General features: G+C 68.5%; 17 protein-coding genes. 15 read left to right on the top strand and 2 right to left on the bottom strand.

From position 1 onward, the window contains the following. Window positions 1-8: 8 nt before the first annotated feature. On the bottom strand, window positions 9-1,544 hold the full coding sequence (gene xdhA / locus KGA65_RS16190) for a xanthine dehydrogenase small subunit (RefSeq protein ID WP_225864159.1): 1,536 nt from the start codon (window positions 1,542-1,544) through the stop codon (window positions 9-11). Window positions 1,545-1,652: 108 nt separating this feature from the next. Between xdhA and KGA65_RS16185 the strand changes: the two genes are divergently transcribed. The 8 genes from KGA65_RS16185 (at window position 1,653) to KGA65_RS16150 (ending at window position 10,376) form a co-directional block, all read left to right on the top strand. Then, a complete protein-coding gene (locus KGA65_RS16185; RefSeq protein ID WP_310740980.1) occupies window positions 1,653-2,669 on the top strand; it encodes a LysR family transcriptional regulator in 1,017 nt (338 codons plus the stop codon). Further along, window positions 2,666-4,003, top strand: a complete 1,338-nt coding sequence (gene guaD, locus KGA65_RS16180; RefSeq protein ID WP_225864157.1) for a guanine deaminase — start codon at window positions 2,666-2,668, stop codon at window positions 4,001-4,003. The genes KGA65_RS16185 and guaD overlap by 4 nt, the downstream gene beginning before the upstream one ends. Before the next feature lie 102 nt (window positions 4,004-4,105). Then, window positions 4,106-4,969, top strand: a complete 864-nt coding sequence (locus tag KGA65_RS16175; RefSeq protein WP_225864156.1) for an outer membrane protein OmpK — start codon at window positions 4,106-4,108, stop codon at window positions 4,967-4,969. 135 nt (window positions 4,970-5,104) lie between these two features. Further along, window positions 5,105-6,613, top strand: coding sequence for an ABC transporter ATP-binding protein (locus tag KGA65_RS16170; RefSeq protein WP_225864155.1), 1,509 nt, complete (start codon window positions 5,105-5,107; stop codon window positions 6,611-6,613). Further along, entirely contained in the window at window positions 6,600-7,667 is a 1,068-nt protein-coding gene (locus tag KGA65_RS16165; RefSeq protein WP_225864154.1) for an ABC transporter permease, read from the top strand. The genes KGA65_RS16170 and KGA65_RS16165 overlap by 14 nt, the downstream gene beginning before the upstream one ends. Then, complete coding sequence (locus tag KGA65_RS16160; protein WP_225864153.1) at window positions 7,664-8,584, top strand: ABC transporter permease; 921 nt, start codon at window positions 7,664-7,666, stop codon at window positions 8,582-8,584. The genes KGA65_RS16165 and KGA65_RS16160 overlap by 4 nt, the downstream gene beginning before the upstream one ends. A gap of 37 nt (window positions 8,585-8,621) precedes the next feature. Next, entirely contained in the window at window positions 8,622-9,788 is a 1,167-nt protein-coding gene (locus KGA65_RS16155) for a BMP family ABC transporter substrate-binding protein (RefSeq protein ID WP_225864152.1), read from the top strand. A 156-nt stretch (window positions 9,789-9,944) separates the two neighbouring features. Then, complete coding sequence (locus tag KGA65_RS16150; protein ID WP_225864196.1) at window positions 9,945-10,376, top strand: universal stress protein; 432 nt, start codon at window positions 9,945-9,947, stop codon at window positions 10,374-10,376. A gap of 28 nt (window positions 10,377-10,404) precedes the next feature. Here the strand turns inward: KGA65_RS16150 and KGA65_RS16145 are convergent, their stop codons facing one another. Further along, window positions 10,405-11,016: a TetR/AcrR family transcriptional regulator gene (locus tag KGA65_RS16145; protein ID WP_225864151.1), complete on the bottom strand. Its 612-nt coding sequence runs from the start codon at window positions 11,014-11,016 to the stop codon at window positions 10,405-10,407. 195 nt (window positions 11,017-11,211) lie between these two features. On the opposite strand from KGA65_RS16145, the gene KGA65_RS16140 reads away from it, so the two are divergent. The 7 genes from KGA65_RS16140 to oxlT all read left to right on the top strand — a co-directional run bounded on the left by KGA65_RS16140 (window position 11,212) and on the right by oxlT (window position 21,652). Further along, on the top strand, window positions 11,212-12,402 hold the full coding sequence (locus KGA65_RS16140; RefSeq protein ID WP_225864150.1) for an efflux RND transporter periplasmic adaptor subunit: 1,191 nt from the start codon (window positions 11,212-11,214) through the stop codon (window positions 12,400-12,402). A 24-nt stretch (window positions 12,403-12,426) separates the two neighbouring features. Beyond that, window positions 12,427-15,585, top strand: a complete 3,159-nt coding sequence (locus KGA65_RS16135) for an efflux RND transporter permease subunit (protein WP_225864149.1) — start codon at window positions 12,427-12,429, stop codon at window positions 15,583-15,585. A gap of 1 nt (window position 15,586) precedes the next feature. Next, window positions 15,587-17,056, top strand: a complete 1,470-nt coding sequence (locus KGA65_RS16130; protein ID WP_225864148.1) for an efflux transporter outer membrane subunit — start codon at window positions 15,587-15,589, stop codon at window positions 17,054-17,056. 11 nt (window positions 17,057-17,067) lie between these two features. Beyond that, on the top strand, window positions 17,068-17,682 hold the full coding sequence (locus KGA65_RS21100; RefSeq protein WP_310740979.1) for a TetR/AcrR family transcriptional regulator: 615 nt from the start codon (window positions 17,068-17,070) through the stop codon (window positions 17,680-17,682). 42 nt (window positions 17,683-17,724) lie between these two features. Continuing rightward, entirely contained in the window at window positions 17,725-18,465 is a 741-nt protein-coding gene (locus tag KGA65_RS16120; protein WP_225864147.1) for a GntR family transcriptional regulator, read from the top strand. 200 nt (window positions 18,466-18,665) lie between these two features. Next, complete coding sequence (locus KGA65_RS16115; protein WP_225864146.1) at window positions 18,666-20,261, top strand: gamma-glutamyltransferase family protein; 1,596 nt, start codon at window positions 18,666-18,668, stop codon at window positions 20,259-20,261. Window positions 20,262-20,374: 113 nt separating this feature from the next. Next, window positions 20,375-21,652, top strand: coding sequence for an oxalate/formate MFS antiporter (gene oxlT, locus KGA65_RS16110; RefSeq protein ID WP_225864145.1), 1,278 nt, complete (start codon window positions 20,375-20,377; stop codon window positions 21,650-21,652). The last annotated feature ends 6 nt before the right edge of the window (window positions 21,653-21,658 follow it).

Here is a 21,658-nt window from a genome sequence, read left to right as displayed (position 1 = left end):
CCACTCCTTCAGACCGGGGCGCGCAGGTCCACGCGCAGTTGTTCAACGGGCACCGGGTCCACCGGCCGGGTGGACAGCCACAGGCGTTCCAGCAGGGCGGCGGCCGTGTGGCGGCGGTAATCGGCGCTGGCGCGCAGGTCGGTCAGCGGGTTGAAGTCGCTGGCCAGGGCCGTCTGGGCGGCGCGCAGCGTGGCCTCGGTCCAGGGCTGGCCGACCAGGGCCGCCTCGGCACCGGCCGCGCGGCGGACGGTGGCGGCCAGGCCGCCGTAGGCCAGGCGAGCTTCCGCCACGGTGTCACCCGCCAGGCGCAGCGCGAAGCCGGCACTGACCGCGGAGATGTCGCAGTCCGAGCGTTTCGAGATCTTGTGGGCCTGGGTGATCCAGCCCGTGTCGCGCGTCTGGAACGGCACCTCCACTGCTTCGACGAACTCGCCCGGTTCCAGCGCGTTCTTCATGTAGTCCAGGTAGAAGTCCCGCAGCGGCAGTGTGCGCTGGGCCTCGCCGTGCCGCAGCACCAGGCGCGCGCCCAGGGCAATCAGCACCGGCGCGCCATCGCCGATCGGCGAGCCGTTGGCGAGGTTGCCCACCAGCGTGCCGGCGTGACGCACCGGTGGCCCGGCAAAGCGCCGGTGCATCTCGTGCAGCGACGGCCAGTGGCGGGTCAGGGTCGCCCAGGCGTCTTCCAGCGTCACGGCCGCACCGATGCGCAGGGCGTCGGAGCCTGTTTCGATGCGGCGCAGTTCGGCCACGTCGCCCAGGAAGATCAGCTCACCGAGCTCCCGCATCTGCTTGGTGATCCACAGCCCGACATCGGTGGCACCGGCCACCAGCCGGGCGCGTGGGCGCTCGGCCCGCAGCCGGGCCAGCGTGGCCAGGTCGCGGGGCAGGTGCACCTGACCGGCGATCTCGACGGCCGGTTCGGCCTGCAGGGCCAGCAGCTGATCACGCAGGCTGGCCAAGGGCAGACGCGGGCCGGTCTGGCCCAGCATCTGCTGAGCGGCATCCAGGATGGGCCGGTAGCCGGTGCAGCGGCACAGGTTGCCGGACAGGGCGTCGGCCAGGGCCGCGCGCCCCGGGGGCGTGGCGGCGGGGTGCAGGTCCTGCCGAGCCTGGTGGGCTTCGTGCACCGCGGCCAGGGTCATCACGAAGCCGGGGGTGCAGAAGCCGCATTGGGCCCCGTGGCAATCCACCAAGGCCTGTTGGGCGGGGTGCAGGGCGGTCGGGGTCGGCCCGGGGCCGGCGAGATCCTCCACCGTCAGCAAGGCCTTGCCATGCAAGGTGGGCAGGAAGCGGATGCAGGCATTGACCGGCCGCACGGCCAGGCCGTGGCTGAGCACCGCCTGGGTGCCATCGGGCACCTGTTCGGCCAGTTCGGCCACCAGCACGGTGCAGGCGCCGCAGTCGCCCTCGGCGCAACCTTCCTTGGTGCCGCAGGCCTGGCGGTCCTCGCGCAGCCACTGCAGCACGGTGCGGGTGGGGGTGTCGGCTGGCACCGCGACCGGCTGGCCGCGGAAGAGGAATCGGATCGGGGAAGGTTCGGGCATGTCTCGCAATCGTGTTCAAGAGGGCAGCCGGGCTGGCCTCATGGGGCAGGGCGGGAAGTTACTCCGGTTCTGCCCCGCCCAAAATACGGGCTGGCCCATGAGTTGCATATGGCGTGCCGTATGACGTCGGCGCTTTCCTTTGCCAACATCGACCTCCATCTCGTCAAGGTCCTCCACACCGTGCTCACTGAACGCAGCGTGTCGCGGGCTGCCCTGCGCCTGGGCAGCACGCAACCCCAGATCAGCGCCCAGCTCAAGCGGCTGCGGGTGCTGACGGGGGACGCCCTGTTGGTGCGTGCTGGCACTGGTTTGGTGCCGACGGAGGCCGCTTTGGGGCTTTTGGCACCGGCAGAGCGCTTGTTGAAGGAGGCGGACACCTTGTTCGGCCCGGCGCGGGTCGGTCGGGACTTCGAGCCGGCCGAGGCCGACGGGCAGGTCAACATCGCCGCCACCGATTACCTGAACCCGCAATTCCTGCCCAACCTGGTGGCGCGCCTGCACACCCTGGCCCCGCGCCTGAAGGTGGCGTTGCACCCGCTGTCGGCCGATTCGGACTACCGCCGCAAGCTGGCCACCGGCGAGGTGGACCTGGTGGTCGGCAACTGGCTGCAGCCGCCCGAGGAACTGCACCTGGGGCGCCTGATGACCGACGAGGTGGTCTGCCTGGTGGGGGAGGATCACCCGGCGGTGAAGAACCCGCGCCAGTGGACGGCGGCCCGTTACCTGGACAGCGACCACATCGCGCCCACGCCCATGCACCCCGGCGCCCGCGGCGTGATCGACGATTTTCTGGCCCTGCAGGGGCTGGAGCGCCGCATCGCGGTGCGTTGCTCCCATTTCAGCCTGGCGCCCCTGATGGTGGCCCAGACGCGGCTGGTGCTGACCACGGGGCGCCAGTTCTGCGAACGGCAGCTGGGCCGCTTCCCGGTGCGCATCGTGCGCTGCCCGGTGGCCTTCCCGGCCATGGCCTATTACCAGCTTTGGCATGACCGCACCCACGCTTCGGCCGCTCAGCGCTGGCTGCGTGAGCAGGTGCGCGACACGGCGCGGGCACTGGGGGAGAAACCCCAGCCCGCACGCAGCCGCGACGATGAGTCTGCCCCACGAAAGGTGACCCCCGCATGAGTCGGCTGGCATTGCAGGGTGACCTGCTGGATTTCACCGGCCTGCCGGGCCTGGACGATGTGGACAGTCCGGCGGTGCGCTTTCGGCCCGACCACTGGCTGTTGATCGAAGACGGCCGCATCGTCGCGGTGCAGCCCCAGGCACCGGGCGAGGACTGGCCGCGTGAGGTGCATGCCGGCCGCCTGATCCTGCCTGGCTTCATCGACACCCATGTGCACTGCCCGCAGCTGGACGTGATCGCGAGCTACGGGACCACGCTGCTCGACTGGTTGGACACCTACACCTTCCCGGCCGAACAGCGTTTTGCCGATCCGGCCGTGGCCCATGCAGGGGCAGCGCTGTTCCTGGATGCCCTGCTGGCCCAGGGCACGACCGCAGCGGTGGTGTTCCCGACGGTGCATGCAGTGTCGGCTGACGCCTTGTTCGAGGCGGCCGCGCAACGCGGCATGCGCCTCATCAGCGGCAAGGTGCTGATGGACCGACACGCGCCGGCCGGTCTGCGCGATGACGTGGCCGGGGCGGAGCGCGATTGCGAGGCGCAGATCGCCCGCTGGCATGGCCAGGGGCGCAATGCCTTCGCGGTGACGGTGCGCTTTGCCATCACCAGCACGCCGGCGCAACTGGCCATGGCGGGCCGGCTGCTGCAGCGCCACGCGGGGCTCTACATGCAGACCCATGTGGGCGAGAACACCGACGAGGTGCGCTGGGTGCGCGAGCTGTTCCCCGAGGCACGCAGCTACCTCGATGTCTACCACCGCCATGGCCTGTTGAACGAGCGTGCCGTGTTGGCGCACGGCATCTGGCTGGACGAGGCCGACCGGGCGCTGCTGCACGAGACCGGGGCGCACATTGCCTTCTGTCCCACCAGCAACCTGTTCCTGGGCAGCGGTCTGTTCGATTGGCAAGCGGCCCGTGCCCTGGGGCACGGCGTGTCGATGGCCACGGACGTTGGCGGCGGCACCAGCCTGTCGATGCTGCGCACGCTGGCCGAGGCCTACAAGGTGCAAGCCCTGCGGGGTACTCGCCTGACGGCCTGGTCGGCCCTGCATGCCGCCACGCTGGGCGCAGCGCAGGCGCTGCATCTGGACCATGAGCTGGGCCGCCTGGAGGCGGGCTGCATGGCCGACCTGGCGGTGTGGGACTGGGCGGTCGGTCCGGTGGCCCGACACCGGGATGCGGTGGCGCGGGGGGCGGTCTCGCCACTGCCGGCGCAAAGCCTGCATGCCCGTGCGTTTGCCTGGATGACCCAGGGTGATGACCGCAATCTGGTGGCCAGCTATGTGGCGGGCCAGCTGCGTCACCGCCGCCCTGGATCGCTCGGTGAGCCAGTCTGAACTTGGTACGAAATTTGCGCGCTGTTTCTTCTGTTGAATTTCAACATCTGCTTCCCTTCCTTCCCTTCTCTCTTCATTCACAACGACGATAGGACACACTCCATGCAGTCACTTTCCCGCATCGCCCTGGCCGCCTCGCTGGCGGTCGTCTCGATGGCTTCGCAAGCCGCCGACTGGAGCGATACCTCGATTGGCTACCGCTACGGCAGCAAGTTCGCCGAGCCGTTCAACACGCTGAATCCGAACGACATCCACAAGAACATCTTCAACCTGAACCACGTCAGCGGCTACAGCTACGGCACCAACTTCTTCAACGTCGACCTGCTGATGTCGAACAAGGACGATCCCGCGTCGCCCGGCTCGCACAACGGCGCGCAGGAAGCCTATGTGGTCTACCGCCACACGCTGGACCTGGCCAAGGTCACCGGCAAGGACCTGAGCTTCAGCGTCGTGAAGAACGTTGGCTTCACCGCCGGCTTTGACTGGAACACCAAGGACGACGCCGGCTACAACTCGAAGAAGCGCATGCTGGTGGCCGGCCCCACCTTCATGTTCGACGTGCCGGGCTTCCTGAATGTCAGCCTGCTGCAACTGTGGGAAAGCAATGCGCCGACCAATGAATTCAGCAGCACCAGCACGCCGCGCTACAGCTATGACGCGCACCCGATGCTGACGGCGGCCTGGTCGATCCCGGTGCCGGTGGGCCTGCCGATCTCCTTCGAAGGCTTCGCCAACTTCATCGTGGCCAAGGGCAAGAACGAGTTCGGTGTGCAGACCGCGCCCGAAACCAACATCGACATGCAGCTGATGTACGACGTGGGCACGCTGTGGAACACGCCCAAGAAGTTCAAGCTCGGCATCGAGTACCAGTACTGGAAGAACAAGTTCGGCAACTCGTACAAGGGTGCTGCGGGGGATGGCGCCTTCGCCAAGACCCCGATGATCCGCGCGGAATACCACTTCTGATCGCGCTGAAGCCGGGCATCCGCCCGGCTGCATGGCCGGTGCGGGCGTCCGCATCGGCCCTTCCCCCTCCACGGGGGGCCTGACACAGGGGCAGGCCTGGAGGGCAAAATGCTCGCCACCCGACCTCTTCCAGCCATGCTCCGACTCGAACTCTCCGGCATCAGCAAGCAGTACCCTGCGGTGCGGGCCAATGACGACATCCATCTGAAGGTGGCGCCCGGCCAGATCCACGCGGTGCTGGGCGAGAACGGCGCGGGAAAGTCCACGCTGATGAAGATCATCTATGGCGCGGTCCAGCCGGACGAGGGCGAGATGGTCTGGAACGGCCGGCAGGTTGAGGTCGCCAGCCCGGCCCAGGCGCGTGCGCTGGGCATCAGCATGGTCTACCAGCACTTCTCGCTGTTCGACACGCTGACCGCGGCCGAGAACGTCTGGCTGGGCCTGGACAAGAGCCAGCCGCTGGCCGAGGTGGTCGAACGCATCCGCGAGGTGGCGGCCGGCTATGGGCTGGAAGTGGACCCGCTGCGACCGGTGCACACGCTGAGCGTGGGCGAGCGTCAGCGGGTCGAAATCGTGCGGGCGCTGCTGACCAACCCGCAATTGTTGATTCTGGATGAACCGACCTCGGTGCTGACGCCGCAGGCGGTCGAGAAGCTGTTCGTCACGCTGCGCAAGCTCAGCGACGAGGGCTGCTCCATCCTCTACATCAGCCACAAGCTCGACGAGATCCGTGCGCTGTGCCACCACTGCACCGTGTTGCGCGGTGGCAAGGTGACCGGCGAGGTGGACCCCAGCCAGGAAACCAATGCCAGCCTGTCCCGGCTGATGATCGGCGCGGAACCACCGGCGCTGACCCACCGACCGTCCAAGGCCGGAGCCGTGGCGCTGTCGGTGCAAGGGCTGTCGCTGCCACAGCTCGATCCCTTCGGTGTGACCCTGAAAGACATTGGCCTGACCGTGCGGGCGGGCGAGATCGTGGGCGTGGCCGGGGTGTCCGGCAACGGCCAACAGGAATTGATGGCGGCCTTGTCCGGCGAAGATCGGCGTGCGCCGGCCGGCTCGGTCGCGCTGTTCGGACAGGACATCGCGGCGGCCTCGCCCGCCACGCGACGCTCCCAGGGCCTGCACTTCGTGCCCGAGGAGCGCTTGGGGCGAGGCGCCGTGCCCACCCTGTCGCTGGCCCAGAACACCTTGCTCACCCGCAAGGAGGCGGTGGGGCCGGGCGGCTGGCTCGACCTGGCCGCCACCCGCAAGATGGCCGCCGACCTGATCGCGCGCTTCCATGTGAAGGCCGGCGGCCCAGATGCCCCGGCGCGTTCGCTGTCGGGCGGCAACCTGCAGAAGTTCATCGTCGGGCGCGAGATCGACGCCCAGCCCCGGCTGTTGATCGTCTCGCAGCCGACCTGGGGCGTGGATGTGGGCGCCGCGGCACAGATCCGCGGCGAGTTGCTGGCGCTGCGCGATGCCGGCTGTGCCTTGCTGGTGGTCAGCGAGGAACTCGACGAATTGTTTGAAATCAGCGACCGGCTGGTGGTCATCGCGCAGGGGAAGCTCTCCCCGTCGGTGCCCACGGCGGACGCGACACGGGAAATGATCGGCGAATGGATGTCGGGACTGTGGGAAGGCACCCATGCTGAAGCTTGAAGCGCGGCCGCAGCCGTCGAAATGGATGTCCCTGGCCTCGCCGCTGCTGGCGCTGGCCATCACGGTGGTGATCGGGGTGTTCCTGTTCTGGGCCTTGGGCAAGGATCCGGCCAAGGGCCTGCAGGCCTTCTTCGTCGAGCCGCTCAAGAGCGCCTATGCGCTCTCCGAGCTGAGCGTGAAGGCGGTGCCGCTGGTGTTGATCGGCCTGGGGTTGGCGGTGTGCTTCCGCTCCAATGTCTGGAACATCGGCGCCGAAGGCCAGTACGTGCTGGGTGCGCTGGCCGGCGGCTGGGTGGCCATGCAGGCCGGGCCCGACACTTCGCGCTGGATCATCGTGCCCATCCTGCTGGCCGGCGTGCTGGGCGGCATGGCCTGGGCCGCGATCGCCGCCTGGTTGCGCGACAAGTTCAATGCCAGTGAGATCCTGGTCACGCTGATGCTGGTGTACGTCGCGGTGCAGGTGCTCAACTGGTTGGTCTACGGGCCCTGGAAGGACCCGGACGGCTACAACTTCCCGCAGACGGTGGTGTTCGCCGCGTCCACCAAGATGCCCCGCCTGATCGACGGCCTGCGGGCCAACATCGGGGTGCTGATCGCCCTGGTGGCGGTGGCAGGGGCCTGGGTGTTTCTGTTCCGCACCCGCCGCGGCTTTGCGCTGCAGGTGGGCGGGCTGGCGCCGGCAGCCGCGCGCTATGCCGGTTTCTCCTCCAGCGCCGCGCTGTGGTCGGCGCTGCTGATCTCCGGCGGCATGGCCGGCCTGGCCGGGGCGATGGAAGCTGCCGGTCCGCTGGGGCAGCTCACACCGTATGTGCCGGTGGGCTATGGCTTTGCGGCCATCATCGTGGCCTACGTGGGGCGTCTGCACCCGGTGGGCATCGTGTTTTCTTCGATCCTGATGAGCATGTTCTACATCGGCGGCGAGCTGGCGCAGAGCCGGCTGGGCATGCCCAAGGCGCTGACCGGCGTGTTCCAGGGCCTGCTGCTGTTCGCGCTGCTGGCCTGTGACACCCTCATCAACTACCGCATCCGGCGTGTCACGGGGGAGCGGGCATGAACGAATTCGCATTGCTGCTGGCGGCCACGCTGAACGCGGGTACCGCCCTGGCCCTGGCCGGCCTGGGCCTGTTGATCAACGAACGCTCGGGCATCATCAACCTCGGCGCCGAGGGCCTGATGCTGGTGGCCGCGATCGCCGGCTTCGCCACCGCGGTGCACACCGGCTCGGATGTGGCGGCCTTCGCCGCCGGTGCGGGCGCCGGGGCGCTGCTGGCCGCCATCTTCGGCGTGCTGGTGATCTGGCTGAACACCAACCAGTACGCCACCGGCCTGGCGTTGAGCATGTTCGGTACTGGCTTCTCGGCCTTCGTCGGCACCGGCTTCACCCAGGCCCGGCTGAGCGAGCGCTTCAAGCTGCACATCCCGGGCCTGAGCGACCTGCCCTTCGTCGGCCCGGCCCTGTTCCGCCACCACCCGCTGGTCTACCTGACCATCGCGCTGGCGATCTTTCTGGCCTGGTTCCTCTACCGTTCGCGCGCCGGCCTGATCCTGCGGGCGGTGGGCGAGTCGCCCGAGTCGGCCCATGCGCTGGGTTATCCGGTGCGCCGCATCCGTCTGCTGGCGGTGGTGGTGGGCGGCGCGCTGTGCGGCGTGGCGGGAGCCTATCTGTCCGTGATCTACACCCCGCTGTGGGTGGAGGGCATGGTCTCCGGCCGCGGCTGGATTGCGCTGGCCCTGACCACCTTCGCCACCTGGCGGCCGGCCCGCGTGCTGGTGGGCGCCTACCTGTTCGGCGGGGTCACCATGCTGCAGTTCTACCTGCAGGGCGAGGGCGTGCAACTGCCCAGCCAGTGGCTGACCATGCTGCCCTACCTGGCCACCATCTTGGTGCTGGTGCTGATCTCGCGCAACCCAACCTGGATCCGGGTCAACATGCCGGCCTCGCTGGGCAAACCTTTCTCACCGGGGCAGTGACGCCTCGTTTCCTTCGCAGTTCCTCCATGGAGAATTCATGAATCACAACGTGACCTCGAAGCGCCGCCTGCTCAAGCTGGCCGGCTGGACCACGCTGGCGGCCACCGCTGCCCTCGTGGGATGTGGCAAGAAGGAAGAAGCGGCACCGGCGGCTGCCGAGCCTGCTTCCGCTGCCGCTTCGGCCGAAGCCAAGGCCGAGCCGTTGAAGATCGCCTTCACCTACATCGGCCCGGTCGGCGACGGGGGTTGGACCTTCGCCCACGACAGCGCCCGCAAGGCGCTGGAGGCGGAATTGGGCGACAAGGTCCAGACGACCTTTGTTGAGAACGTGCCCGAAGGCGCGGACGCCGAGCGCGTCTTCAACGACCTGGCCGCCCAGGGCAACAAGATCATCTTCGGCACCTCCTTCGGCTACATGGAGCCGATGCTGAAGGTCGCGGCCGACCACAAGGACGTCAAGTTCGAGCACGCCACCGGCTACAAGACCGCTGACAACCTGCGCACTTACGACGCCCGCACCTACGAAGGTGCCTACCTGGCGGGCGTGATCGCCGGCTCGATGACCAAGTCCAACGTGCTGGGCGTGGTCGGTTCGGTGCCCATCCCCGAGGTGATCCGCAACATCGACAGCTTCACCCTGGGCGCCCAGAGCGTGAACCCGAAGGTCAAGACCAAGGTGGTCTGGGTCAACCAGTGGTTCGATCCGCCCAAGGAAACCGAAGCCGCCACCGCCTTGATCAACGGCGGCGCCGACATCCTGATGCAGAACACCGACTCGCCCGCCGTGTTGAAGACCGCGGAAGAGAAGGGCAAGCGCGCCTTCGGCTGGGACAGCGACATGAAGTCCTACGGTCCGAAGGCCCACCTGGCTTCGTCCATCATCAACTGGACACCGTACTACGTGAAGGCCGCCAAGGACATGCTGGCCGGCACCTGGAAGACCGAGCAGACCTGGTGGGGCGTCAAGGAAGGCATGGTGGACCTGGTCTCCATCGCCGACGACGTGCCGGCCGAGGTCAAGGACAAGGTCGCCAAGATCAAGGAAGGCTTGAAGGACGGCAGCTTCGTGATCTGGAAGGGCCCGATCTCCGACAACACCGGCAAGGTGGTGCTGGAGAAGGACAAGGTCGCTGACGACGCCTTCCTGGGCGGCGTGAAGTACTACGTCAAGGGCGTGGAAGGCAAGGTGCCGGGCGCCAAGTAAGCCGGTCGCTGACCACCGAAGCCGCTGGCATTCCAGCGGCTTTTTTGTGCCAAAAACAATACTGAACGGTACAGTTCATTTATAGTGGCAGTCTGATTCGGCCGGGAGCGAAGGGCCCCGGGGAAGTCGCTGTGGGGAAAGGAAGACGACGTGAGCGTGTTTCAGCACATCCTGGTGCCGACCGATGGCTCGGACTTGTCTCTGCGCGCTGTGGCGGCTGCAGCCGAGTGGGCCCGTGCCACCGGCGCGCGGGTGACGGTGTTCCACGTCGCGTCGGCTGCGCTGCCGTTCTACCGTGGCGTGCGCCCCACGCCCGTCTGGGCCCGTGACCCGGCGCCGGAGGTGCTGCCCGAGCCGCCGCTGGATGCCGCCCAGCGTGTGCTGGAGGCCGCCGGCGTGCAGGCCACCTGGCAGATGGCGCAGGGCGAGCAGCCCTGGCAACTGATCGTCGAAGCCGCCGAGTCCCTAGGATGCGATTTGGTGTTCATGGCGTCCCACGGGCGCCATGGTCTGGATGCCTGGCTGCTGGGCAGTGAGACCCGCAAGGTGCTGACGCACTGCCGCGTGCCGGTGCTGGTCTATCGCTGAGGCCGACTGAGGGCCCGCGCGGTGGGCCTCAGTCGGCGGCCAACCCGTAGCCCCGCAGCCAGACCGTCAAGGCCCGCTGCACCGCCTTGGTGGCCTGGGCCCGTGACGGGGCCGTGCGGTAGACGCCCAGCATGCGGGGCTCCCGCAGTTCCGCTTCCATCAGAGCCTTGAAGTGCCAGGCGGCCACGCCGGCATCTGTCTTCGGCTGCCCAGCGGCCTGGAAGGCCGCGGCGAGGTAGTCGCGCATCTGGGACCAGCCCCGCGAGATGCCCTTTTCATACACCAGGCGGCCCACCTCGCTGCGATCGCCCTCGTGCGTCGCCATGCGTTGGATGGCCACCATCTCCGGCGAGAGCAGGCCCAACAGGTAGTCCACACCGGTTTCCAGCAACACCTGCTGCACGGGGCCGGGCCGTTGGAGCCGCTCGAACACGGAGCCGATCAGCCGTTCGGCCGCGTGCTCCATCACGGCGACAAACAGCTCGTCCTTGGAGGGGAAGTAGTTGTAGAGGGTGGCCTTGGAGCCGCCCACGCGTGAGGCGATCTCGGCCATGGAGGCCTTCTCGAAACCGACTTCCCGGAACACCTCGGCGGCGATGGCCAGGATGTGCTGCCGGCGTTCTTCACTCTTGGTGCGCATCTGTTGCTGTGGGGTCTGCCCCGGGTGGAAACCGTCAGGCGGGGTGGTGGGCCGTGTGATTGTGCACGGGGCCGCTGCCCCCGTGGGGTGGGTGAGCCCCAGAAAGCCCCCTGAATGGCTTGAGGTTAAGCCGGCCATCAATACAATACCGAACTGTACAGTTTAGGTTTGCCCATGGCTGAAAGAGACCCCACCATGACCCATCTCCCCCTTCCCAAGAGCTTGCTGGCCATGGCCAGCGCCGCGGTGCTGCTGGCGGCCTGCGGCAAACCGCCGGCGGGTGGGCCGCCGCCCAGCCTGGCCGTGCCGCAGGTGGGGGTGGTGACGGTGCAGGCCAGGGCCTTGCCCATCACGCGCGAGCTGCCGGGGCGCACGGCGGCCAAGATGGTGTCGGAGGTCCGGCCGCAGGTGACGGGCATCGTTCAGCGCCGCAGCTTCACCGAGGGCAGCCTGGTGAAGGCAGGCGAGGTGCTCTACCAGATCGACCCCGCCACCTACCAGGCCGCGGTCGCGTCGGCCCAGGCGGCGCTGGAGCGCAGCGAGGCCACGCTGGCCACGGCGCAGCTCAAGGCCGGCCGCTACCAGGAGCTGGTGAAGATCAAGGCGGTCAGTCAGCAGGATGCGGACGACGCCTTTGCCGCACGTCGGCAGGCCCAGGCCGATGTGAACAGCGCCAGAGCAGCGCTCACCACGGCCAAGATCAGTCTGGACTACACCCGTGTCACCGCGCCCATCGCGGGCCGGGTGGGGCGCTCCACGGTCAGCCCGGGGGCGCTGGTGACGGCCAACCAGGCCACGGCCCTGGCCACGGTGCAGCAGCTCGATCCGATCTATGTCGATGTGACCCAATCCAGCGCGGCACTGCTGCAGCTCAAGCGGGCGCTGGAGGCCGGTCAGCTCAAGCAGGCCGGGGCCAATGGCGCCAAGGTTGAGCTGCTGCTGGAGGATGGCAGTCGCTATGCCCAGACCGGCACGCTGAGATTCTCGGAGGTGTCGGTGGACGAGGGCACCGGGGCCGTCACGCTGCGAGCCGAGTTTCCCAACCCCAAGGGCGAGCTGCTGCCCGGCATGTATGTGCGGGCGGTCATCCAGCAGGCCGTGGCCGAGGACGCCATCGCGGTGCCCCAGCGCGCCATCGTGCGCGACAACAAGGGCCAGCCCACCGCCTATGTGGTGACGGCCGACAACAAGATCGAGCTGCGCGTCCTGCAGACCGGCCAGACGATGGGTGACCAGTGGCTGGTCAGTGCGGGCCTCAAGGCCGGGGACCGGCTGGTGATCGATGGCCTGCAGAAGGTGCGCCCGGGCCAGACCGTGGAGGTCCTGCCGGCCTCCGCCGGACCCACGCCGCCGAAGGCCGCACCCTCGGCCCCGGCTGAACACTGACCCGGCCCGGGAGAAACACACACCATGGCTCGTTTTTTCATTGACCGGCCCATCTTCGCCTGGGTGCTGGCCATCGTCACGATGCTGGCCGGCGCGATGGCCATCCACGCCTTGCCGGTGGCGCAGTATCCGAGCATCGCGCCACCCGCGGTGGCCATCACGGCCACCTATCCCGGCGCCTCTGCCAAGACGCTGGAGGATACCGTCACCCAGGTCATCGAGCAGAAGATGCAGGGCCTGGACCACCTGCTGTACATGGCCTCCACCAGCGACTCGACCGGCAACGTGCAGATCACGCTGACCTTCGAGAACGGCACCAACCCGGACACCGCCCAGGTGCAGGTGCAGAACAAGCTGGCCTTGGCCACGCCTCTGCTGCCATCGGCCGTTCAGGCGCAGGGGGTCAAGGTCACCAAGTCCTCGACCAACTTCCTGGCGGTGCTGGCCTTCATCTCGAAGGACGGCAAGATGTCGGCCTCCGACCTGAGCGACTATGTGGCGGCCTACATCCAGGACCCGATGAGCCGTGTGCCAGGGGTCGGTGAGACGCAGCTCTTCGGGGCCCAGTACGCGATGCGCATCTGGCTGGACCCGAGCAAGCTCAACCAGTACAAGCTGACGCCGGCCGATGTCTCGGCGGCCATCCAGGCACAGAACGCGCAGGTCTCGGCCGGCGAGTTCGGCGGTGCTCCTTCCGTCAAGGGGCAGCAACTCAACGCCACCATCACGGCCCAGACGCGGCTGCAGACGGTGGACCAGTTCAAGGCCATCCTGCTGCGCACGCAGGCCGATGGCTCGCGCGTGTTCCTGTCGGACGTGGCGCGGGTGGAACTGGGCGGCGAGAACTACGCCGTCGTCGGCCGCTTCAATGGACAGCCCTCCGCCGGTCTGGCCATCAAGCTGGCCACCGGGGCCAATGCGCTGGACACGATCAAGGCCGTGCAGGCCCGGCTCGATGAATTGTCGCCCTACTTCCCGCAGGGCATGCAGGTGGTCACGCCCTACGACACCACGCCGTTCGTGCGCATCGCCGTCGAAGAGGTCGTCAAGACCCTGGGCGAGGCCGTCGTGCTGGTGTTCCTGGTGATGTACCTGTTCCTGCAGAACTTCCGCGCCACGCTGATCCCGACGATCGCGGTGCCGGTGGTCTTGCTGGGCACCTTCGGTGTGCTGCTGGCCACGGGCTTCACGATCAACACCCTGACCATGTTCGCGATGGTGCTCGCCATCGGCCTGCTGGTGGACGACGCCATCGTGGTGGTGGAGAACGTCGAGCGGGTGATGAGCGAGGAGGGGCTCTCGCCCAAGGAGGCGACCAAGAAGTCCATGGGCCAGATCACCGGCGCGCTGGTGGGCGTGGCCCTGGTACTGGCCGCGGTGTTCGTGCCGATGGCCTTCTTCCCGGGCTCCACCGGGGTGATCTACCGCCAGTTCTCGATCACCATTGTGGCGGCGATGACCTTGTCGGTGCTGACCGCCATCGTGCTGACGCCGGCCCTGTGTGCGACCCTGCTCAAGCCGGTCGAAAAGGGCCACCAGGAGGCCACGGCCGGTTTCTTCGGCTGGTTCAACCGGACCTTCAAGCGCAGCAGCCGGGCCTACGAGGGGGCGGTCGGCCATGTGCTGGGCCGCAGCCGACGCTATCTGCTGATCTACGGCCTGCTGTCCCTGCTGGTCGTGGGGGCCTACACCAAGCTGCCCAAGGGATTTTTGCCTGATGAGGACCAGGGCATCGTCTTCACGCTGGTGCAGCTGCCGCCAACCGCCACGCAGGAGCGCGGCATCGAGGTCCTCAAGCAGGTCGAGCACCACTATCTGGTGGACCAGAAGGACGCCGTGGAATCGGTGATGACCGTGAGCGGCTTCAGCTTCTCGGGCCGGGGCCAGAACATGGGCATTGCCTTCGTCAAGCTCAAGCCCTGGGACGAGCGCACCTCGCCCGAGCTCAAGGCCGATGCGGTGGTCGCCAAGGCCCTGAAGGCGTTCACGCTGATCCGGGACGCCTCGGTGTATGCCTTCATGCCGCCGGCGGTGGCCGAGCTGGGCAATGCCACCGGCTTCGACCTGATGCTGCAGGACCGCGCCAACCTGGGCCATGAGGCCCTGATGCAGGCCCGCAACCAGCTGCTGGGCCTGGCCGCCAAGGAGAAGGGCATCGTTGGTCTGCGCCCGAATGGCATGGACGACACCCCGCAGTACGCGGTGAAGATCGACCAGTCCAAGGCCACGGCGCAAGGCCTCTCGCTGGGGGATATCAACAACGTGCTGTCGGCCGCCTGGGGCAGCGCCTATGTCGATGACTTCATCGACAAGGGGCGCGTCAAGAAGATCTACCTGCAGGGCGATGCGCCCTACCGCATGGTGCCGGAGGATCTGCAGCGCTGGTACGCGCGCAACAGTGCGGGCGAGATGGTGCGTTTCGACACCTTCGCCTCGGGCCACTGGACCACGGGCTCGCCCCGTCTGGAGCGCTACAACGGCTCTCCGTCGGTGGAGATCCTGGGTATGGCGCTGCCGGGCGTGGCCTCCAGCGGGGAGGTGATGGACACGATGGAGAAGCTCGTGGCCCAGCTGCCCAAGGGCATCGGCTACGAATGGACCGGCGTGTCGCTGCAGGAGCGGCAGGCCGGCTCGCAGGCCCTGGCGCTGTATGCGATCTCCATCCTGATCGTGTTCCTGTGCCTGGCGGCGCTGTATGAGAGCTGGTCCATTCCGTTCGCGGTGGTGCTGGTGGTCCCGCTGGGCGTGCTGGGCACGCTGGTCTCAGCCATGCTGACCTGGAAGCTCAACGACGTGTACTTCCAGGTGGGTCTGCTGACCACGGTTGGTCTGGCCAGCAAGAACGCCATCCTGATCATCGAGTTCGCCAAGGAGCTGACCACGCAGGGCAAGTCCTATGTGGAGGCCGCGATCGAGGCGGCCCGTCTGCGGCTGCGTCCGATCGTGATGACCTCGCTGGCCTTCGTGCTGGGCATCCTGCCGCTGGCCCACAACAGCGGCGCCGGTTCCGGGGCGCAGAACGCGCTGGGCAACGCCGTGATCGGCGGCATGCTGACGGGCACCTTCCTGGCCATCTTCTTCGTGCCGCTGTTTTTCGTGGTGGTGATGCGGCTCTTCAACCGGACACCGGCGGGCGAGCCGCCTGCCGCGGTCTCCCGTTCCACCACCGCGGAGGTGCATTGAGATGACACGAGGAACCTTCTCTCTGGCGGCGTCCGCGCTGGCCCTGCTGACCGGCTGCACGCTGATGCCTGCCTACGAACGTCCGGCCTCGCCCGTGGCGCAGGACTACCCGCTGGCCGCGCCGACGGCGGCCAGCGGTGTGGCCACCGCCGACTTGGGCTGGCAGGACTTCTTTGCCGACGCGCGGCTGCGCAAGCTGATCGCGATGGCACTGGACCACAACCGCGATCTGCGCGTGGCCTTGCTCAACATCGAGAAGTCGCGCGCCACCTACCGCATCCAACGCGCCGAGTTGTTCCCTGCCGTGAACGCCACGGCGGATGGCAGCGGCAACCGGCTCGCCAAGGATCAGAGCGGCACCGGTCAGGTCGAGGTCACGCACGCCTACAGTGCCGGGATCGGCTTTGCCGCCTACGAGCTGGACCTGTTCGGCCGGGTGCGCAGTCTCAACGAGCAGGCGCTGCAGGCCTACCTCGGCACGGCCGAGGCGGCCCAGACGACCCGCATCAGCCTGGTGGCCGAGGTGGCCAGCAACTACCTGAGCCTGGCGGCCGATGCTGCCCTGTTGAGGCTGGCCGAGCAGACGCTGGCCACCCGCCAGACCAGCTACGAGCTGACCCAGCGCAGCCATGCGCTGGGCTCGGCTTCCGAGCTGACCCTGCGGCAGATGCAGACCAGCCTGGAATCGGCCCGGGTCGATGTGGCCGCCTACACCGCCCAGGTGGCCCAGGCCCGCAATGCGCTGGCGCTGGTGGTGGGCACCGATGTGCCGGCCGAGCTGTTGCCGCCGCCCTCGACCGAGGTGCTGGCGCAGGTGTTCGGTGCGCGGGACGAGCTGCCGGTGGGCCTGCCCTCGGACTTGCTGACCCGCCGCCCGGACATCCGGTCGGCTGAGCATGCGCTGCGGGCGGCCAACGCCAGCATCGGTGCGGCCCGGGCGGCCTTCTTCCCGCGCATCAGCCTGACGGCCTCGGCCGGCTACAGCAGCAGCCAGTTGAGCGAGCTCTTCAAGAGCGGGCATGGGGTCTGGTCGTTCGCGCCGCAGATCACGCTGCCGCTGTTCGACGCCGGCAGCAACCAGGCGACCTTGGACAGCGCCCGGGCCGAGCGGGACATCACGGTGGCCCAGTACGAGAAGTCCATCCAGTCGGCCTTTCGGGAGGTGGCCGACGCACTGGCCGTGCGTTCGACGATCAACGACCGGCGCGGCGCCCAGGCGCGGCTGGTCGACGCCTCGCAGCAGAGCCTGAACCTGTCGCAGGCCCGCTTCCAGCACGGGGTGGACAGCTACCTGACACTGCTGGATGCGCAACGCACGCTGTACGCGGCGCAGCAGGGCCTGATCAGCGTCGAGCTGACCCGGGCGAGCAACCTGGTGACGCTCTACAAGGTGCTGGGCGGCGGCTGGACCGATCAGACGGTGGCCGCGGCCACGCCGGGGCTGACCGGCGGCGGGGCCGCCCGCCCCTGAAGAGGCCGAGCGTGGTGGGCGTGGCCGGGCCGGGGCGCAAGAACCAGCACGCGGCGCAGACGCGCTCGCGGCTGCTGGCCGCGGCCGAGGCGGTCTTCTGCCGCGACGGGATCGCCCCGGCCACCCTCGAGGCCATCGTGGCCCAGGCCGGCCTCACCCGGGGGGCGCTTTACTGGCACTTTGCCGGCAAGTCCGAGCTGCTGCAGGCGGTGCTGCAGAGACACCGCATGCCGCTGGAGCGCGTGGCCGTGGCGGCGCTGCGCACCGACCCGGCCGGGGTGTTGGCGCAGGCCGTGGCGGAGACGGTGACCGAGCCGGCCAGCCGGCGCCTGTGTCATCTGCTGGTGCGCAATCCGGAGGTGCCGGAAGTGCGGCAGCGCCTGCACCAGGCACGGCTGCGGCTGCAGCGCTGCATCCTGGTCGCCCTGCGGGGCGATGCCACATGGCAGCCCGGTGTCTGGCCCCGGCAGTCCGCCCGCGCGGCAGGCTGGGTGGTCCGGGCCTGCGTGGTGGGGGCCTTGGGTGAGCTGGTGGCCCATCCCTTGCCGCCCGAGCAGGTGCTGCGCGCGCTGCAGCCGGTGCTGGCGCAGGCTTTGCGCAGCGGCAGGGCTGGTGAAGCCAGATAATGGTCATTCATTCCCCCCACCCGTATCGCCACCCCATCGCCCGTGAACGATCGCGTCCGCCATTCCGACACGGTGTACCGCCTGATCCGGCAGGACATCTTCGATTTCCGGCTGCTGCCCGGCGACCGCTTCGCCGAGAACGACATCGCCGAGCGGCTGCAGGTGTCGCGCACACCGGTGCATGAAGCCCTGGCCCGCTTGGAGGCCGAGGGGCTGGTGCGCGGCTATTTCCGCAATGGGTGGGAGGTCGAGCCGCTGAACTTCGCGCGCTTCGATGCCTTGTACGAGCTGCGCGAACTGCTGGAGCTGCAGGCGGTGCGCAAGCTGTGCGCGCTGCCCGAGCTGCCGCTCGAGGTGCGGGCGCTGCGGGCCCAGTGGAGCCGCCCGGCGGCCGCCCTGGCCGAGGATCCGCTGGAAGCGGCGACCCTGGACGAAGCCTTCCATGCCACGCTGGTGGCGGGGGCGGGCAACCCGGAGATCGACCGCGTTCTGGCGCAGGTGACGGACCGCATCCGCATCATGCGGCGGCTGGATTTCGCCTATGGCAATTGCACCCCCGGCACCCGCCATGAGCACCTGGCCATCCTGCACGCGATTGAGGCCCATGACGAAGCCGCCGCCGAGGCGGCCTTGCGCAACCACATCCGCAGTGGGCATGCCTCGGTGCAGCAGATCACCATCGAGCGCCTGGAACAGGCGCGGGCCAATGTGGTGCATTCGCCCCTGATTGGGGCTCCGGCGCGGCGCAAACGCTTCGTCCGCACCGCGTCGGACCGCAGCTGACCGCGTCTGGCCGTGCCGCCTCGCCGGCGGCCGTTTTCCCCGGGGTACACCGGGTTCTTTTCCGTCACGCTCCGGTCCCTGCGCCGAGAGGGTTTACCCCGTGTCATGCCGCGCCAAGGTATGGCACAGATGCTGCTTACATCGGTCGGTCGAAATTATGTATGCATAAATTGGTCAACCTCGGCCAAGGAGTCTTTTCCATGCATTTGCAACCCATTCGCGGCACACATGGCATGGTGACCGCACCGCACGCGCTGGCCGCCCAGTCGGGGCAGGCGGTCCTGCGGGACGGCGGCAATGCCATCGAGGCGATGGTGGCGATGGCCGCCACCATCGCAGTGGTCTATCCCCACATGAACAGCATCGGGGGCGATGGCTTCTGGCTGGTGGCCCAGCCGGGCCAGGCCCCCATCGCCATTGACGCCTGCGGCGCCGCCGGGGCGGGGGCCAGCATGGCCGCCTACCGGGCCGCCGGTCTGTCGAGCATCCCGTTCCGGGGTGGGCGGGCGGCCTGCACCGTGGCGGGCACGGTCTCGGGCTGGGCCGCGGCGCTGGAATTGGCACAGAGCCTGGGCGCGCGCCTGCCGCTGTCGCGTCTGTTGGCCGATGCCATCGGCTATGCCCGCGACGGCTTCCCGATCACCGAGAGCCAGGTGGCCGCGATGGACAAGCTGGCCGGGGACCTGCTGCCGGTGTCGGGTTACGCGCAGAGCTTCCAGCAAGCCGGCGCCATGCGCACGGGTGAGCGCCTGCGCCTGCCGCGTCTGGCGCAGACACTGGAGCAGCTGGTGCGCGCGGGGCTGGACGACTTCTACCGTGGCGACCTGGCCCGCAGCCTGGCCAAGGACCTGGCGGCGCAGGACAGCCCGGTGACGCTGGCCGACCTGCAGGCCCACCAAGCCCAGCGCAAGACGCCGCTGTCGCTGCGGCAGGCCGACTGGACCTTGTTCAACATGCCGCCGCCGACCCAGGGCCTGGTGGCGCTGCTGATCCTGGGCCAGTTGGAGCGCCTGTGGCAGCCGGGCATGACGTCCGAGAGCCCGGCCTTCGTGCATGCCTGCGTGGAGGCCACCAAGCAAGCCTTCCGCATCCGCGACCGCGTGATCACCGACCCGGCCTACATGACGGAGGATCCCGCCGACTACCTGCAGCCGGCGCGTCTGGATGCGATGGCCGCGAAGATCCTGCCCGGCCAAGCCGCGCCCTGGGGGCGTGGCCGTGGGCCGGGCGACACCGTCTGGATGGGGGCGGTGGACGGCCAGGGGCTGGCGGTGAGCTTCATCCAGAGCGTCTACCACGAGTTCGGCAGCGGGCTGGTGCTGGAAAGCTCGGGCATCTGCTGGCAGAACCGGGGCTGCAGCTTCTCGCTCTCGCCCGAGGCACGCAACCCGCTGATGCCGGGCCGCAAGCCCTATCACACGCTGATCCCGGGCCTGGCCCGTTTCGACGACGGCCGCACGCTGGTCTACGGGAACATGGGGGGCGACGGCCAGCCGCAGTCGCAGGCGGCCGTGTTCAGCCGCATCGCCCGCCTGGGCCTGAACCCGCAGGACGCCATCGCTGCGCCGCGCTGGTTGCTGGGCCGCACATGGGGCCAGAGCAGCGACAGCCTGAAGCTGGAAAGCCGCTTCCCGGAGGCCACCGTGCAGACCCTGCGCGACTGGGGCCATGAGGTGGATGTGCTGGGTGCCTTTGACGAGACGATGGGCCACGCTGGCGCCATCGTCCGGCACCCGGACGGCCTGCTCGAAGGCGGCTTCGACCTGCGCAGCGACGGCATCGTCGCGGGCTGGTAGCCCTCCCGCCGCACCGCCCCTCCCTTTTTCACGACGTTCCCGGGGTCTGGACAGCCCGGGAACGGCTGCCGCATGCCCGCATGCCGTCTCCTGTCCGTCAAAAGGAATCTCCGATGAGCATCCAAAGTGCCGGGGCCATCCCCGCCTCACCCGTCTCGGTCTTCGCCAACCGCTGGGTGCAGCTGCTGCTGGGCCTGGGCTGCATGATGGTGATCTCCAGCCCGCAGTACGTGTGGACGCTGTTCACCAAGCCCTTCGGCGCCAAGCTGGGCGCCTCGCTGGCGGTTCTGCAGGTGACCTTCTCCATCGTCATCGTGCTGCAGACCCTGTTCTCACCCTTCCAAGGCAAGCTGGCCGAGCGCTTCGGGCCGCGCCGGCTGATCGGCTTCGGCATCGTGCTGACGGGCCTGAGCTGGGTGCTGGCCTCGCAGGCCAACAGCGTGGCCATGCTCTACCTCACCTATGGCCTGTTCGCGGGCCTGGGCACCGGCATCGTCTATGTCGGCGTCGTGGGGCTGATGGTGCGCTGGTTCCCCCGCCAACGCGGCTTTGCCGCCGGCGTGGTGGCGGCCGGCTACGGCATGGGCGCCATCCTCACCACCTTCCCGATCGCAGGCTCGCTGAGCACCCGCGGGCTGGAGACCACCTTGTGGCAGTACGGCGTGGCCTTTGCCGTGATCGGCTGGATCGTGGCCCAGGGCCTGCGCGAGCCGGCCATCGACTATGCGAGCGCCAGCGGCGAGGCCGGTGCCGAGACGGTGCGCGACCTGAACTCCTCGCAGATGCTGCGTCAGCCGATCTTCTGGCTGATGTTCCTGATGATGGCGATGATGGCCACCTCGGGCCTGATGGTTACCTCGCAGATGGCCAGCTTCGCCCGCGACTTCGGCGTGGCCGACATGATGGTGTTCGGCTTCACCGCGCTGCCGCTGGCCCTCACCATCGACCGTCTCACCAACGGCCTGACCCGCCCGTTCTTCGGCTGGGTGTCGGACCGCATCGGCCGCGAGAAGACGATGTTCATTGCCTTCACGCTGGAGGCCGCGGCCATGGCCCTGTGGCTGGCCAACAGGGATCACCCAGCGCTGTTCGTGCTGCTGTCGGGCGTGGTGTTCTTCGGCTGGGGCGAGATCTTCTCGCTGTTCCCCTCCACGCTGACCGACACCTTCGGCGCCCGCCACGCCACGGCGAACTACGGCTGGCTCTACATCGCCCAGGGCGTGGGCGCGGTGTTCGGCGGCCCGCTGGCCGCGCTGATGCACCAGTCCACCGGCAGCTGGCTGCCGGTGTTCGGCACCGCCATCACGCTCGACGTCTGTGCCGCGCTGCTGGCGATCCTGCTGCTCAAGCCGATGCGCGAGCGCTATCTGCAAGGCCAGACGCGGGCCTGAAGCCCC

Source organism: Ideonella benzenivorans, from assembly GCF_020387415.1.
Taxonomy (GTDB): Bacteria; Pseudomonadota; Gammaproteobacteria; order Burkholderiales; family Burkholderiaceae_C; genus Ideonella; species Ideonella benzenivorans.
The sequence above is the reverse complement of the archived record's forward strand: the minus strand, read 5'-3'. Positions and strand labels throughout refer to the sequence as shown.